General features: G+C 68.1%; 11 protein-coding genes. 4 read left to right on the top strand and 7 right to left on the bottom strand.

Annotated elements, in window-relative coordinates; genetic code table 11:
- The first annotated feature begins 292 nt into the window (after positions 1-292).
- A complete protein-coding gene (locus ABQJ54_RS11825) occupies positions 293-2,194 on the top strand; it encodes a S53 family peptidase (protein WP_367854512.1) in 1,902 nt (633 codons plus the stop codon).
- Positions 2,195-2,264: 70 nt separating this feature from the next.
- Here ABQJ54_RS11825 and ABQJ54_RS11820 read toward each other — a convergent pair whose 3' ends face one another.
- Complete coding sequence (locus ABQJ54_RS11820; RefSeq protein WP_367854511.1) at positions 2,265-2,849, bottom strand: outer membrane protein; 585 nt, start codon at positions 2,847-2,849, stop codon at positions 2,265-2,267.
- 224 nt (positions 2,850-3,073) lie between these two features.
- Between ABQJ54_RS11820 and ABQJ54_RS11815 the strand changes: the two genes are divergently transcribed.
- Positions 3,074-3,610 (top strand): (2Fe-2S)-binding protein, encoded by a 537-nt coding sequence (locus ABQJ54_RS11815; RefSeq protein ID WP_367854510.1) that lies wholly within the window; start codon positions 3,074-3,076, stop codon positions 3,608-3,610.
- The gene (locus tag ABQJ54_RS11810; RefSeq protein ID WP_367854509.1) at positions 3,607-5,874 is read left to right on the top strand and encodes a xanthine dehydrogenase family protein molybdopterin-binding subunit; all 2,268 of its coding nucleotides are present in this window, start codon (positions 3,607-3,609) and stop codon (positions 5,872-5,874) included. The genes ABQJ54_RS11815 and ABQJ54_RS11810 overlap by 4 nt, the downstream gene beginning before the upstream one ends.
- Positions 5,875-5,899: 25 nt before the next feature.
- Here the strand turns inward: ABQJ54_RS11810 and ABQJ54_RS11805 are convergent, their stop codons facing one another.
- The 3 genes from ABQJ54_RS11805 to ABQJ54_RS11795 form a co-directional block, all read right to left on the bottom strand.
- Complete coding sequence (locus tag ABQJ54_RS11805) at positions 5,900-6,313, bottom strand: DUF4019 domain-containing protein (RefSeq protein WP_367854508.1); 414 nt, start codon at positions 6,311-6,313, stop codon at positions 5,900-5,902.
- Positions 6,314-6,384: 71 nt separating this feature from the next.
- A complete protein-coding gene (locus ABQJ54_RS11800) occupies positions 6,385-8,349 on the bottom strand; it encodes a hypothetical protein (RefSeq protein ID WP_367854507.1) in 1,965 nt (654 codons plus the stop codon).
- 30 nt (positions 8,350-8,379) lie between these two features.
- Positions 8,380-9,288 carry a hypothetical protein gene (locus tag ABQJ54_RS11795; protein WP_367854506.1) on the bottom strand — a complete coding sequence of 303 codons (909 nt, stop codon included), beginning with the start codon at positions 9,286-9,288 and terminating at the stop codon, positions 8,380-8,382.
- Positions 9,289-9,646: 358 nt separating this feature from the next.
- On the opposite strand from ABQJ54_RS11795, the gene fusA reads away from it, so the two are divergent.
- A complete protein-coding gene (gene fusA, locus ABQJ54_RS11790) occupies positions 9,647-11,686 on the top strand; it encodes an elongation factor G (protein ID WP_367854505.1) in 2,040 nt (679 codons plus the stop codon).
- 157 nt (positions 11,687-11,843) lie between these two features.
- On the opposite strand, the gene ABQJ54_RS11785 is transcribed toward fusA, so the two are convergent.
- The 3 genes from ABQJ54_RS11785 to ABQJ54_RS11775 form a co-directional block, all read right to left on the bottom strand.
- Positions 11,844-12,221 carry a hypothetical protein gene (locus ABQJ54_RS11785; protein ID WP_367854504.1) on the bottom strand — a complete coding sequence of 126 codons (378 nt, stop codon included), beginning with the start codon at positions 12,219-12,221 and terminating at the stop codon, positions 11,844-11,846.
- Between the two features lie 128 nt (positions 12,222-12,349).
- Complete coding sequence (locus tag ABQJ54_RS11780; RefSeq protein WP_367854503.1) at positions 12,350-12,736, bottom strand: VOC family protein; 387 nt, start codon at positions 12,734-12,736, stop codon at positions 12,350-12,352.
- 103 nt (positions 12,737-12,839) lie between these two features.
- Complete coding sequence (locus ABQJ54_RS11775; protein ID WP_367854502.1) at positions 12,840-13,700, bottom strand: hypothetical protein; 861 nt, start codon at positions 13,698-13,700, stop codon at positions 12,840-12,842.
- Positions 13,701-13,731: the final 31 nt, after the last annotated feature.

Raw genomic sequence — 13,731 nt, 5'->3', positions numbered from 1 at the left:
GGCGGTGAATCCGCAATGCCAACTCCCTATTGTGCCGCAGCCCGTGCGCGCGGCCCAAACCCGCGGCCCCGTCGCGCAATTTCTTGCAGGACTACCGGCGACCAGGGAGCCGCGGTAGGCTCGCACGGCGGCGCAACGCCAGTCGTCAGGGGAGACCGACGACGTCGCTGGGGAAACCCGGATTTCATCTGCACATCTCGACGAAACGCTCTTGCGGATCGACCGGAAGGCGTCGCGGCGACGTGCCGTCGCCCGTGCACGCCCGGACTACTTGCCATCAGGAGGAAGTGCAATGTTCGTGAAGCTGCATCACAAGTCCCTGGCTGGTTGCCTCACCCTGCTGCTGGCGGGCATGGGTGGCACCACACTGGCTGCCGACATGCGGCCCAGCATCGACATGGGCGTGGCCACTTCGAGCCAGCCCGTGCATGTCACGCTGCTGCTGAAGCTGCGCAACGAGACGGCGCTGCAGGATTACATCCGGCAGACCATCACGCCCGGCAGCGCGCATTACCGCCAGTTCCTCAGCACCAGCGAGTTCGCCAGCCAGTACGGCGCCAGCGACGCGGACATCGCGCGGGTGCAGGCGTTCCTGCAACAGCACGGCCTGAGCGGGCAACTGCTGGCCAGCCACCTGGCGATCGAGACCAGCGGCACGCTCGCCCAGTTCGGCGCGATCTTCCAGGCGCCGATCCACGACTACGTCTCGGCCGCCAGCGGCCGGCACTTCCATCGTCCGGCCACGGCGCCGCAGATGCCGACCGCGCTGGCCGACAGCGTGGTTGCCGTCAGCGGCCTCAGCAACGAGCGGCAGTTCCTGTCGCATCGCATCCATGCGCCGCAGCTGCCTGCGGCACCGCAGCGGACGCTCACGCTGCAGGCGCTCAGCAAGAGCACCAGCGGCAATCCCACCGCCACCGGCCAGCCGGGCGACTACACCGTGGGCGACGTGGCCGATCTCTACGACATCAATCCGCTGTACCAGCACGGCATCACCGGCAAGGGCTCGACGGTGGCAATCGTCACCCTGTCGAATTTCTACCCGGCCGACGCGCAGACCTACTGGAGCACCATCGGCCTGGCCACCAAGCCGAACCGCATCACCCAGGTACATGTGGACGGCGGCGGCGCCATCGACGGCGGCAGCGGCGAGACCGCGCTGGACGTGGAACAGTCCGGCGGCATCGCGCCGTACGCGAACATCATCGTGTACGACGCGCCGAACGCCGGCAACGGCTTCATCGATGCGTTCGCCCAGGCGGTGGCCGACAACAAGGCGGACAGCATCTCCACCAGCTGGGGCGCGCCGGAGATCTACAACTTCGCCGCGCTCAACGTGAATGGCGCCAAGGACACCGACACCACCGACGTGGGCGACCTGCGCGCGTTCCACCAGATCCTGCTTGAAGCCGCCGTGCAGGGGCAATCGGTGTTCGCCGCGGCTGGCGACTCGGGCGCCTACGACACCGTGCGCGGGCTGGGCACGGGCACGGGCCCGGGCCAGTACAGCGCGCCGCTGACGGTGGATTCACCTGCCTCCGATCCGTACATCACCGCCGCCGGCGGCACCACGGTGCCGGTGAAGTTCGTGAACTCCGCGGGACAGGTGGTGCTGTCCATCAACCAGGAGAGCGTCTGGGGCTGGGACTACCTGCTGCCCTTCGTGAGCAGCCGCGCCGACGTGTTCTCGGTCGGTGGCGGCGGCGGCGTGAGCGTGTACTGGCAACAGCCGCTCTATCAGGCATTCACGCGCGGCACCCGGCGCAGCGAGAAGCAGCAGTCCCTGGTCTACAACGATCCCGACGCCGGCCCCACCACCCTGCTCAAGCTGCCCGCCAATTTCGGCGGCCGCAACGTTCCCGACATCGCGCTCAATGCGGACCCGGAAACCGGCTACGTCGTGGTATCCACCACCGACGGCGGCGTGATCTCGGAAGGCGGCACCAGCTTCGTGGCGCCCCAGCTCAACGGCATCAGCGCCCTGCTCGCGCAGAGCACCGGCCATCGCGTGGGCTTCTGGAATCCGCAGGTGTACCTGCTGCAGAACATCTTCGGCTACGGCCCGTGGTCGGCCTTCAACAGCGTGCGCGCGGGCGACAACTGGTTCTACTACGGCGCGCCGAACTACACGCCGGGCGCCGGCATCGGCACGCTCGACGTGGCCAACCTCAACCTGTTCCTGGGCGGCCGCTGAGGCCCGCGCCATGGCTTCGCCGGAACAACGGCCGCACCAGCGGCCGTTGTTCCGGTCCGGGAGCGGAAACTCAGAAACGGAATTCGGCAAAGGCCGAGAACATGTCGATGTTCTCGCCGACCTTTTCGTCGTAGATCGATGCGCGACCGTGATAGCGGTCGTAGCTCACGCCAAGGCTGAAGTTCCGGTTGAAGTCGTAGCCGAAGCCGACGCCGGCATACGCGCCGTTGCCGCTGAAGTCCTGCGAGCCGATGCCACTCACGCTCGTGTCGAAGGTGGAGCGGAAGTAGCCCATGCGCGAAGACAGGTACATGCCGTTCGCGAAGTGGTACTTGAAGTTGCCACCCAGCAGCCAGCCCGAAGTCTTCGCGCTGATTCCGTAGACGCCGCCGTAGGGTACATAGGCCATGCCGCTGGCCTTGCCCAGGTCGACATAGCCGCCTTCGGCGCCGAAGCTGAACGCACCGGCATTCCAGTCGTAGCCCAGCCGCACCGCGCCGGCGGTATCCGTCTTGTCGCCGAATCCGCTGTCGTGATAGCGCGACTGACCCAGATTGCCGTTGATGAAAAACGCGCCGTCATCGGCGGCCATCGCCCCGCTCGATGCCGCGGCCAGCAACACGGCCGCAATAGTCATTTGAATACGCTTGTTCATGGCTTCCCTGTTCGATTCTTCATCGCTGCATTCCCGCGGCCCCATGCACGCGGGTCGCGCATTCTCGGCGGGCACCCGCGCACCCTGCAAGCACCGGAAGACACGGGCGGAGACGCGCCCGGCTGCGAAGGTCCACATCCGGAACCGCCGCCGTTCAGCGCCACGCATTCCTATGCCGGCCGCGGCAATGCCACAATGCGCGGATACGGTTGAGGAGATCTCGCATGGCGCCAGCCCAAGCCCACGGTGTGCCGGTCGTTCCGGACAGCGGCATCGTGCCCGAGGCGGCGCGCAACGGCATCGGCATCGCGGTCAACGGCGAGCATTTCGTCCACATCGGCGATCCGCAGATGCCGCTGCTGTGGTACCTGCGCGACGTGCTGTGGCTCACCGGCACCAAGTACGGCGGTGCGCACGGCGAAAACGGCGCCGATCTGGTACTGGTGGACGGCAAGCCGGTCTCTGCGATCACCCAGCCGATGGCCGGGCTCGACGGCAAGCGCATCACCACGGTGGAAGGCCTGACCGCGAACGACGGCACCCTGCACCCGCTGCAGCAGGCCTTCATCGACGAGGACGCGATCGGCTGCGGCTACTGCACGCCGGGCTGGCTGATCGCCGGCGTGGACCTGCTGCAGCGCAAGCCGCAACCCGGCGACGTTGACATCGACCAGTTGTCCAACACCTGCCGCTGCGGCTGCCAGACCCGGGTACGCGCCGCGATCAAGCGCGCCGCCACCGGCAAGGCGGCGCAGGCATGAGCGTGAACACGACCCGCGGCATCGGGCTGTCGCGCCGGCGCTTCCTGCAGATCCTCGCCGGCACCGCGGGTGCGCTGGTGGTGGGCGTGCGCTTCGCCGAGGCTGCCGAGCCGCCGCTGCCGCCGGAATGGCTGGGCGACCACTTCCACGAACTGGGCGCCTACGTGCGCATCGACGCCGAAGGCAACGTGCTGATCGGCGCACGCGACCCCGATACCGGCACCGGCGTCGCCACCGCGCTGCCGATGATCATCGCCGACGAGCTGGACGCCGACTGGAACCGTGTCAGCGTGGTGCAACTGGGCCTCGGCGTCAGCGCCAGCAACAACCAGCCGCAGTGGACCTACGGCCGCCAGCGCGGCGGCACCGGCGACTCCATCCCGGCCGCCTGGGCCGACCTGCGCCAGGCCGGCGCGCTGGCGCGCTGGCTGCTCACCCAGGCCGCCGCGCGCCGCCTTGGCATCGCCGCCGATCGCCTGCGCTGCGAAGCCGGCACGGTGATCGCGCCGGACGGCCGCCGCGTCACCTACGGCAGCCTGGTCGACGACGCCAGCAAGCTCGACCTGCCCAGGCAGGCGCCCGCGCCGAAGTCGCCCGAGCGCTACACCCTGATCGGCAAGCCGGTGGGCGACGTGGACGCACATGCCATCGTCACCGGCCAGGCAAAGTACGCGATCGACCACCACGAGGCCGAGGCGCTGGTCGCCGTGCTGCTGCACTGCCCGTGGCCGGATGGTTCGCTGGCGCGCATCGACACTGCGCCTGCGCTGGCGGTAAAGGGCGTGGTGAAGGTGATGCACCTCAAGCCCGAGCCGGGGCAGCCGCCGGGCCATACCGTGATCGCTCCCGCGGTGGCGGTACTGGCCGAGAACACCTGGGCCGCGCTCGAAGGCCGCGACAAGCTCAAGCTGGAATGGAAGCCCGGCGCCAGCGTCGGCGCCAGCAGCGGCGCGCTGGAGCAGCAGGCCACCAGCCTGCTCGACGGCCAGGCCGCACCCACCACGCGGGTGCGCGACGACGGTGACGTGGACAAGGCCGGCAAGCATGCCGCGCGCCGCTTCGAGGCCAGCTACTACCAGCCCTGGCTGGCGCATGCCTGCCCGGAGCCGATGAACTGCCTCGCGCGCATCGACAAGGACCATGCCCGCCTCGTGGTGCCCAGCCAGGCGCCGCAGCAGGCCTGGGCCGTGGTGCAGCGCCTCACCGGCCTCGCGCCCGACCAGATCGAGATCCGCGTGCCGCGCGTGGGCGGCGGCTACGGTCGCCGCCTCGACCACGACTACGTGGCCGAGGCGGTGATGCTGGCCAAGGCGGTCAACAAGCCCGTGCGCCTGCTGTGGACGCGCGACCAGGACTTCGCCCACGACTGGTATCGCCCGGCCTGCGTGCACAAGATCAGCGCGATCGTCGACGGCAAGCGCAACCTTTCCGCCTGGAACCAGCGCCTCGCCAGCGCCTCCGCGCTCACCGGCCGCGGCGTGCCCGCCGACCGGCTGTGGAGCTCGGAGGTGCTGCCCGACCAGTTGCCCGCCGGACTGGTGCCGAACTACCGCAGCGACTGGTATGCGCTGGAATCCGCCCTGCCGCGCGGCCCGCACCGCGCGATGCCGCACCTCAGCAATGCGTTCGCGGTGGAGAGCTTCGTCGACGAGATCGCGCACCTCATGCGCGAGGATCCGCTGAAGACCCGCCAGCGCCTGATCGGCGAGCCGCGCATGGTCGCGCTGAAGAACGGCGGCACGCTGGACACCGGCCGCCTGCGCAACGTGCTGCAGCTGGTCGCCGACCGCATCGAGTGGAAGAACTGGCTGCGCAGTGTCAACGGCCTCGGCATCGCCTGCTGGTACATGGACGGCGCCTACGTGGCGCACGCCGTCGAGACCTCGCTGCAGGGCGACAAGCTCGGCATCGAGCGCATCGTCTGCGCCGTGGACGTGGGCCGCGTGATCAATCCGCTGGGCCTCGAGGGCCAGATCGCCGGTGCCACGCTGGACGCGCTCTCCACCGCGCTCAACCTCGCCGTCACCTACAAGGACGGCCAGATCCAGCAGCACGACTGGAAGGACTATCCGCTGGCCAGCATGGCCCAGCTGCCCGACAACGTGGAAGTGATAGTCGTCCCCAATGACGGCCTTCCGCCCACCGGCGCCAGCTTCCTCGCCATGCCCACCGTCGCGCCCGCGCTCGCCAACGCGGTGTTCCGCGTCAGTGCGGTGCGCGTGCGGCGGCTGCCGCTGATGAAGGAATTTCTGCGGCTGCAGTAGGAGCCTGCCCGCACCGCTCGGGCGGCTATTTCTCGATCAGCGTGTTCGAGTTGATGTGGTAGCCCGCCAGCAGCGCCTTGTCGCCTTCGAGCTGGTAGTCGAAGCGCTCGGTCGCATCGCCTTCGCTGAAATGCGTGCGGTACGACAGCGAGACAAAGGTGCCTGTAGTGCCGGCATGGACGCTCCAGGCGCCGCGCACGCTGGACTTCACCACACCGAGCTTGCGGTGCACCGCGGCCAGCAGGGCCTGCATGTCCTGCTCGCTGGTCGCCTCGCGCAGGCGATCCGAGGCTCCTGTGTAAATCTGCTGCAGTTGTCCCGCGTCCAGTTGCTGGTGGAACTGCACGACCTGCCTTTCGGCTACCCCCACATCGGCCGACATGGAACACCCGGCCAGCAGGACGGCGAACAACACGGACAGCGGACGATGTGCTGACATCGAACTCCCCCTTCCTTGTTCCGCTGCGTTTGTAGCAGATCGGCAGCACACGCGCAGCACGCGCCTTCATCTCAATGGAACTGGTCGCTGGCCGGCACCCAGGAACTGGCCGAGGTCGCGGGCACGTAGCGCTTCACCACCGGCCCGGTCGGCGGACATCCCGGCGGCAGCGGGCCACCGACGACACGCGCTTCGGCACATTGCACGCTGTTGTCCAGCACGACATGCGCAGGTGTCGCCGCACTCGCCGCGGGCGCGGGCGGCGGCACGCTGGGTACGCTGCCGCCGGGCAGGTCCGGCAGGTTGAGCCGGTCGTAGACCTTCTGCGCCACCGGCGCCGGCGGCGGATCGGCGTTACCGCAGCCCAGGAGCGCCACCGGCACCAGCGGCATCACCTTGCACTTGATGCGGATGCCGCGCGGCAGGTGGAAGGTGTGCTGCAGGGTGGTCTTTTCCGCCGCATGGCGCAGTGCGGTGTCCACCGAACTTTCGCCCTCGGGCGTCCAGTACGGGTCGAAGCGCGTGGCCTTGTAGTTGACGCCGTTGATGTTGTGGCGCATCACCGTGGTGTCGCCGGTCGGCTTGAGCTGGATGAACTCCGGCACCGTGCCCGTGGGTGCCTGGCCGGCGGGCGACGTGCCCGTTGCCGCCGTGCCGGCAGATGGCGTACCCGGCGAGTTGCCCTCGCCCTTGCCGGCGGCGCCCGTGGTGGCCTTGCCCAGGCCGTGCGATGCCGGCGGCCCGTTGCCGTGCGCGGTGGCCGTCTCGATGCCGTTGGTTTCGCCCTGCGGCTCGCCGGGGCGGGCGTTGTCCCTGCCTTGCGGATTCGCGTTCGGCGCCGTGCTGACATCCGGCGCTGTGGTTGCGCCCGCCTTGCCCGGGGCTTCGTCCGTGGCGCTCGTTGCCGCGGGCTCCGACGTCGATGCGTCCGGTGCGCTCGCCGCCGTCGTGCCTTCCACGGGCGACACCGCGACCGGCGCAGGCTGGCTGATCCGGATGAGCGCCTGGTCGTTGGCGATCTCGATCGTGGCCTTGGGCGACGGCGCCACGCTGGGCATGGCAGGCGCCGCCTGCGGGATCGCCGCGAGCGGCTGCTCCGGTGCGGGCACCGGCGCGGGTGCCTGCACTTCCGGCAGGCGCTGCAGCGCGTTTGGCGCGGGCGCGTTCAACCGGGTCTGCAGGCTCACCTGCGGCGCGGCCGGCGCCGGCAGAGGTACGGCCTGCAGCTCGGGCGCAGGCGGCGCCGCGGGCAGGTCCACGTGCACCGGCTGCACGACAGCCGGTGCCGGCGTGTCCGGCGCCACGCGGTCCAGCGCCACGCTGGGCGGCGCGATCACGGGCGGTGCCTGCGGCGGGAGCGTCGGCATGGCCAGCGATGGCGGTGGCGGGATCGGCTGGTTGCCTTCAACCTGTGGAGGACGCACAGGCTGCGGCTGGAATTTCGGTGGCACCGGCGGTCGCAGCACGGGCTTGGGCAGGTTCACCGGCGGCGGCTGGTTCGCCAGCGGCACCGGCTGCAAGCGCGGCGTGGGAGACGGCTGCGGCACGCTGGGTGGCGGCACGGGGGCCGCGACCGCTTTTGCAGGCCGGGCGGCCGCCGCCTGCGCGACGACCGCAGGTGGCCGCGGCAGCTTGCGCACGGCGGTGGCGCTCGTGGTGCGATGCTCACCTGGATTCGCCGCCGCATGCCCCTGATGCGCCGGCCCCGTCTGGCGTGGCGGCTCGCCCTTCGGCGGCGGTGGCGGCGCGAGGTCGGGCAGCTCGATGAAACGCGCCTGCAACTGCGCCGGCGGCTCCTTGCCGGGCGGCGGCGGCTCCCAGGCCGCCCCCAGGATGAAGGCGAACAGAAAGAACACGTGCAACAGCAGGCTGCCCGCGATCGCCAGCACGCGTCGCCACAGCACGCGCGGCCGGGGCCGCCGCTGCGCACGCAGGCCGAGCATGCGCGGGGAGGCGGCCAGCGGCGAGTTCAGCAGCACCTGCGCCGGCCGCTGGGCGCGTTGGCGTGGTGCGTTCGGGTCCCTGGGCAACGGCATGCGGCGAGTGTACCGGGCGCTGCCGCCACTTCATGGTCCCGCCGACTGCTTTGCCTGCTTCGCGCGCTGCTCGCGCAACTCATCGTCCACCGCGCGGATCGGCGTGTCGCTGGGGCAGCCGTCGGCGAGCGGCTTGCCGGCGCGGTACAGCGCGATGCACTCGGACAGCGGCGGTGGCTTCGGTGCGTTCGGGTCGGGTGCCAGCGGCCTGGCCGGCGCCATGTCCATGCGCACGTCGCCGTCCTTCGGCGGCGGCGGCGGCGGCGGGTCGCCGCCGCAACCACCGGCCAGTGCCGCCAGCGAGACCGCGCAATGGATATGGATGCCGCCTGGCAGGTGGAAGGTGTGCTTCACCGTGGTCTTGTCCACGGCCTTCTGCAGCGCGTCGTCGATGCTGTTGGTCGTGCCGTTGCCCCAGTCCTTGTCGAAGCGGGTGGCCTGGTACTTCACCGGGTTGTCGTGCTGCATGATCCGCGTGTCGCCCTGCGGCATGCCCTGCACGTATTCGGGCACGGCCGCACCGTTGGCGGCAGCCGGCAGGATGACCTGGCCGTTGCGGTCGAACAGCCGTGGCGCGGCCACGCTGGCCGCAGGTGCGGGCGCCGGCGCCGGCAATTGCACGCTCAACGCATGCTTCGCCGCGGGCGCGGCGGCGTGCCGCGGCGGCGTACGCGACGGCGGCGGTGGCAGCAACGGCACGGGCGGCGGCGCCTTCGCGGCTGGCGCAGTGGCGGCGGGAATGAAGCGCACCTCGAGCACGTCGGTGGCCGGCGCCGCAGCGCCCAGGCGCAACGACGACGGCGGACGCATCGCCCACCACACCATCAGCGCGAACACCAGATGCAGCAGCACGGTGAGCAGCAACACCAGCCACGCCAGCCGGTGTCCGCGCGAAGGCTCGCGCCGGCGCAGGCGGCGCGACCGCGGAATCGTGGCCATGTCGAGCGCAAGCGAGCCGTCCCGGTCGGAACCGGGCGGCGGCGTGGCGCGGGTTTCGGCCTGCGTGCGGTGGACGATGGGAGTGCCTTTGCGCCGGGAAAGTGGAGAAGTATGGGCGGCGCTGCTTGAACCGTACCCCCAAGACCGCGACGGGCCGCGGCGGTTCCCGCAGCCCTGCCCCGCCGGCGTTGACGCAAGGCTAACCCTGTCGCGACGTACCATCCCATCGTTCCGCCATGACCGCCCCCGCGTCCGCGCCCGGACGACCATGACGGCCCGCCAGTCGCCACGCGCGGCTCTCGTGCGGCGCCGCTCATGCCGATGCGAGTCCGCACTTCTGCAAGAGGAGGGTCGCATCGTGTCCTACAACACGGAAAGCATCCGCAACATCGCGCTCGCCGGCCACGCCGGCAGCGGCAAGACCACGCTGTTCGAGGCCTTGCTGCACGCCGGCGGCGTGATCCAGTCGCAAGGTTCGGTGGAGCGCGGCACCACGCAGTCGGACACCGACGCGCAGGAGAAGGCGCGCGGCCATTCCATCGACAGCTGCATCGCCGGCATCGACCGCGGCGGCTGCCACATCAACCTGATCGACACCGCCGGCTACGACGATTTCCGCGGCGGCACGCTGTCCGCGTTCGCCGCGGTGGAAACCGTGATGGTGGTGGTGAACGCCGTCAACGGCATCGAGCACGGCACGCGCCGCATGATGGAGCACGCGCGCACGCGCGGCCTCGCCCGCGTGCTGGTGGTCAACAAGATCGACTTCGAGGGCGCCCACCTCGGCGCACTGGTGGAGGCGCTGCGCGAAGAGTTCGGCCCCGAATGCCTGCCGGTGAACCTGCCCGCGCAGGGCGGCAAGCGCGTGCTGGACTGCTTCTTCCACACCGAGGGCACTACCGACTTCTCCTCGCTGGCCACCGCGCACCAGCGCATCCTCGACCAGGTGGTGGAGATCAACGAGGCCACCATGGGCGCCTACCTCGACCAGGGCGAGGCCGCGCTGAGCCGCGAACAGCTGCACGACGCCTTCGAGCAGTGCCTGCGCGAAGGACACCTGGTGCCGATCTGCTTCGCCAGTTCACGCAGCGGCGCAGGCGTGACGGAGCTGCTGGACATCGCGGACCGCCTGCTGCCGAATCCCGCGGAAGGCAACCCGCCGCCCTTCCGCAACGGCGAGGACGAGGCGATCACCGTCAACGCCGACCCGGCGCAACACGTGATCGCCGACGTGTTCAAGATCGTCAACGACCCCTTCGTGGGCAAGCTCGGCATCTTCCGCGTGTGGCAGGGCACGGTGCGTCGCGATGCGCAGCTGCTCGTCGACGACGGCCGCAAGCCGTTCCGCGTGGGCCACCTGCTCCGGCCCAACGCGAAGAACCACGTGGAGATCGAGCAGGCGGTGCCCGGCGACATCGCCGCGGTGGCCAAGGTGGAAGAGATCCACTACGACGCCGTGCTGCACGACGCGCACGAGGAGGACCGCATCCACCTCGCGCCGATGCGCTTCCCGCAACCGATGTTCGGCCTCGCGCTGGAACCGAAGCACAAGGGGCAGGAACAGAAGCTGGCGAACGCGCTGGCGCGGCTGGCCGAGGAAGACCCCTGCCTGCGCATGGAGCACCACAAGGAACTCAACGAGACCGTGCTGCGCGGCCTCTCCGAGCTGCACCTCAAGGTGACGCTGGAACGCATGCGCGAACGCTACGGCGTGGAAGTGGTCACCCACCCGCCGCGCATCGCCTACCGCGAGACCATCGCCACGAAGGCGGAAGGCCACCACCGCCACAAGAAGCAGACCGGCGGCGCCGGCCAGTTCGGCGAAGTGTTCCTGCGCGTGGAACCGCTGGATCGCGGCGCCGGCTTCGAGTTCGTCGACGCGGTGAAGGGCGGCGTGATCCCAGGCACCTTCCTGCCCGCGATCGAGAAAGGCGTGCGCCAGGCGATGGAACGCGGCGCGGTGGCCGGCTACCCGCTGCAGGACTTGCGCGTCACCGTCTACGACGGCAAGTACCACCCGGTCGACTCCAAGGAAGTCGCCTTCGTCAGCGCCGGCAAGAAAGCCTTCCTCGACGCCGTGGGCAAGGCGCGCCCCATCGTGCTGGAACCCATCGTGGACGTGGAGGTGGCTATCCCCGAGAGCGACGTCGGCGACGTCACCGGCGGCCTCGCCGGCAAGCGCGCCCGCATCCTCGGCACCGACAGCCGGCGCGGCGGCGAACTGCTGATCAAGGCCCAGGCCCCGCTGGCCGAACTCACCGACTACCCCACCGAACTCAAGGCCATGACCGGCGGCCGCGGCCGCTACAGCTTGGACCTCAGCCACTACGAGCCCGTGCCCGCGCCGGTGCAGAAGCAGCTCAGCGAGGCGTGGCGGCCGAAGCTCGAAGAGGATTAGCGGTCCATGGATGGACCGCTCGCGGATCAACCGCGACCGCGGTTGATCCGTCGGAGCCGGGCCTTGGCCCGGCGAGTCGAAAGCGGGCAGGACAGTCCGCTTTCGACATCAGGCACGCGCTCCTGCTTGAGCTCGGCTCTGATCGGCGAGCCTGCGCCTAGTAATCCCTCGCCCCCAGCAACCCCACCGAATACCCCGCCTTGTGCAGCCGCGACGTAGCCTTGGAACTCAGCACGAGCAACTCGATCAGTCCCACCAGCGGGACGAGCATCAGCACCAGCAGCACGATCCGCCACCAGACCGGGTAGTCCAGGCCGCGGGCGATCTTGTAGATGCCCACCCACGACATGACAAGGCAGGCCAGGAAGGTCAGTGCGGCGATGGGGCCAACCGCGGTGCGCAGCACGGCGGCGAGGAAGTACAGCAGGATCGCGTAGATCACCAGCTTCTGCCCGGAAGCCACGTCGCCCAGCGACGAGCCCGGCTTTTCCCGGTCCTCCACCACGGCACCCGGGCTCTGATACGGATTTTCCATGACTCCCCCTGATCGGTTTTGATGGATATACGGGCAGGCGCAACACCTTGCCACCCAGACCAGCGCACGCAGTGCCCTGCTCCGACCTGCCCGCGATGCAACTGCCCGCCCCGCCCCCTTGCCCCCGCTCACTGGCCAGCCGGGGGCTCCCACAACTCCGCCTTGTTGCCCCCCGGGTCGATAACCCAGCCGAACTTGCCGAATTCCGACTCGTCGACCTTGTCGACGACATTGCAGCCTTCGCTGCGCAGGGCAGCCAGCAAGGCGTGCAGGTCAGCAACCCGGTAGTTGACCATGAAAGGTGCCTGGCTCGGTTCGAAGTAGCCGGTGTCGGCCGCGAACGGATTCCACGCGGTCGTTCCGGTGCCGGACGGGTTGTCGGGCGACGCCCAGCGGAACGCTGCGCCGCCCCATGCCTCGACCGGGACGCCCAAGTGGACCCGATACCACTCGGCCAGAGCCTTCGGATCCCTGGCCTTGAAGAAGATGCCGCCAATGCCGGTAACGCGTTTCATGCAGGGTCCTCAGACGGCGCAAACTTAATTGCCTTCGCCTCATTTGGAAAACCCGTCCATTACCTCGCAGAGCATGCAGTGCAGGCAAGCAGCGGATACCCGACTAGCTCTCGTCGACACCACCCTCCTCATTCTCTTTGGTGATGATCGGCAATGCTGCCATCTCTCGCCTCAAAGCAACGCCAACGCGCTTGTGCTCCGCAAGCTTAGGGACAATGACGTCTTCAAGGTAGTCGATTACTTGTTGCCCGAAAGCACCAAGCTCGGCGGCCCTTTCCTGCACTCTTTTAATGTCCTCTTCATGCTCATTCGCCAGATTCGACAAAGCACCAATTTCTGAAATCAACAGATCTCTAGACTTAAGAAATGCCCGATATGGCGCATGCAACGATATCGCACCATCTTTTCGATCAATATCCACAGACTCGTCTATTTGATTTATTTTTGCCCGCCCACTTCCGTCGGCGCTAGAATTAATAGCCATAGCCATTTGATTTATCTTATTGAAAGCCTTCTGAAGCCCGAAGCGCAAGGAGTTGACGTCATCCGTCAAGCCTTTAACATTTCTAATTGTCTGCAGATGTATCGACAAATTGGAGGCATGCAATTTGATGTTTCCGGAATATCTATCAAAGGCAGTCGAGATAACTGCAAGCTTCATAATTTCCGTCTGTAACGCCAGGGTCTTATTTGTCAAAGCCTGATCTTTGGACTGCTTTTCGAGTTTCTTTTCAACCGCACCCAGCTGACTTTTAACGGCTTTAGCGTCAACCGCAGACATGAAATCCGGCGATGCCGATCTCCTTCTTTTTACCACTTCTCTTTCTTCAAATTTCCTGGTCAGCTCAGCATAGTCACTGCTAATCGGTGAGTCGTTGATCCAATTATCAACCTTCTCTACCACACTCCGAACCACCCGAACGGCCGGAGCAATCCACTTTCCAAGTTCTGCAAAAAATCCCATGTGAATTTCCTTTGTTAGAAAGCCAACACTG

This window comes from Rhodanobacter lycopersici, assembly GCF_040812335.1.
Lineage (GTDB): Bacteria > Pseudomonadota > Gammaproteobacteria > Xanthomonadales > Rhodanobacteraceae > Rhodanobacter_A > Rhodanobacter_A lycopersici.
The sequence above is the reverse complement of the archived record's forward strand: the minus strand, read 5'-3'. Positions and strand labels throughout refer to the sequence as shown.

Coding starts and splice junctions, on each gene's coding strand:
- ABQJ54_RS11810 (WP_367854509.1), top strand. CDS start 3,607: ATGAGCGTGAACACGACCCGCGGCATCGGGCTGTCGCGCCGGCGCTTC.
- ABQJ54_RS11775 (WP_367854502.1), bottom strand. CDS start 13,700: ATGGGATTTTTTGCAGAACTTGGAAAGTGGATTGCTCCGGCCGTTCGG.
- ABQJ54_RS11805 (WP_367854508.1), bottom strand. CDS start 6,313: ATGTCAGCACATCGTCCGCTGTCCGTGTTGTTCGCCGTCCTGCTGGCC.
- ABQJ54_RS11795 (WP_367854506.1), bottom strand. CDS start 9,288: ATGGCCACGATTCCGCGGTCGCGCCGCCTGCGCCGGCGCGAGCCTTCG.
- ABQJ54_RS11815 (WP_367854510.1), top strand. CDS start 3,074: ATGGCGCCAGCCCAAGCCCACGGTGTGCCGGTCGTTCCGGACAGCGGC.
- ABQJ54_RS11800 (WP_367854507.1), bottom strand. CDS start 8,349: ATGCCGTTGCCCAGGGACCCGAACGCACCACGCCAACGCGCCCAGCGG.
- ABQJ54_RS11785 (WP_367854504.1), bottom strand. CDS start 12,221: ATGGAAAATCCGTATCAGAGCCCGGGTGCCGTGGTGGAGGACCGGGAA.
- ABQJ54_RS11820 (WP_367854511.1), bottom strand. CDS start 2,849: ATGAACAAGCGTATTCAAATGACTATTGCGGCCGTGTTGCTGGCCGCG.
- ABQJ54_RS11825 (WP_367854512.1), top strand. CDS start 293: ATGTTCGTGAAGCTGCATCACAAGTCCCTGGCTGGTTGCCTCACCCTG.
- ABQJ54_RS11780 (WP_367854503.1), bottom strand. CDS start 12,736: ATGAAACGCGTTACCGGCATTGGCGGCATCTTCTTCAAGGCCAGGGAT.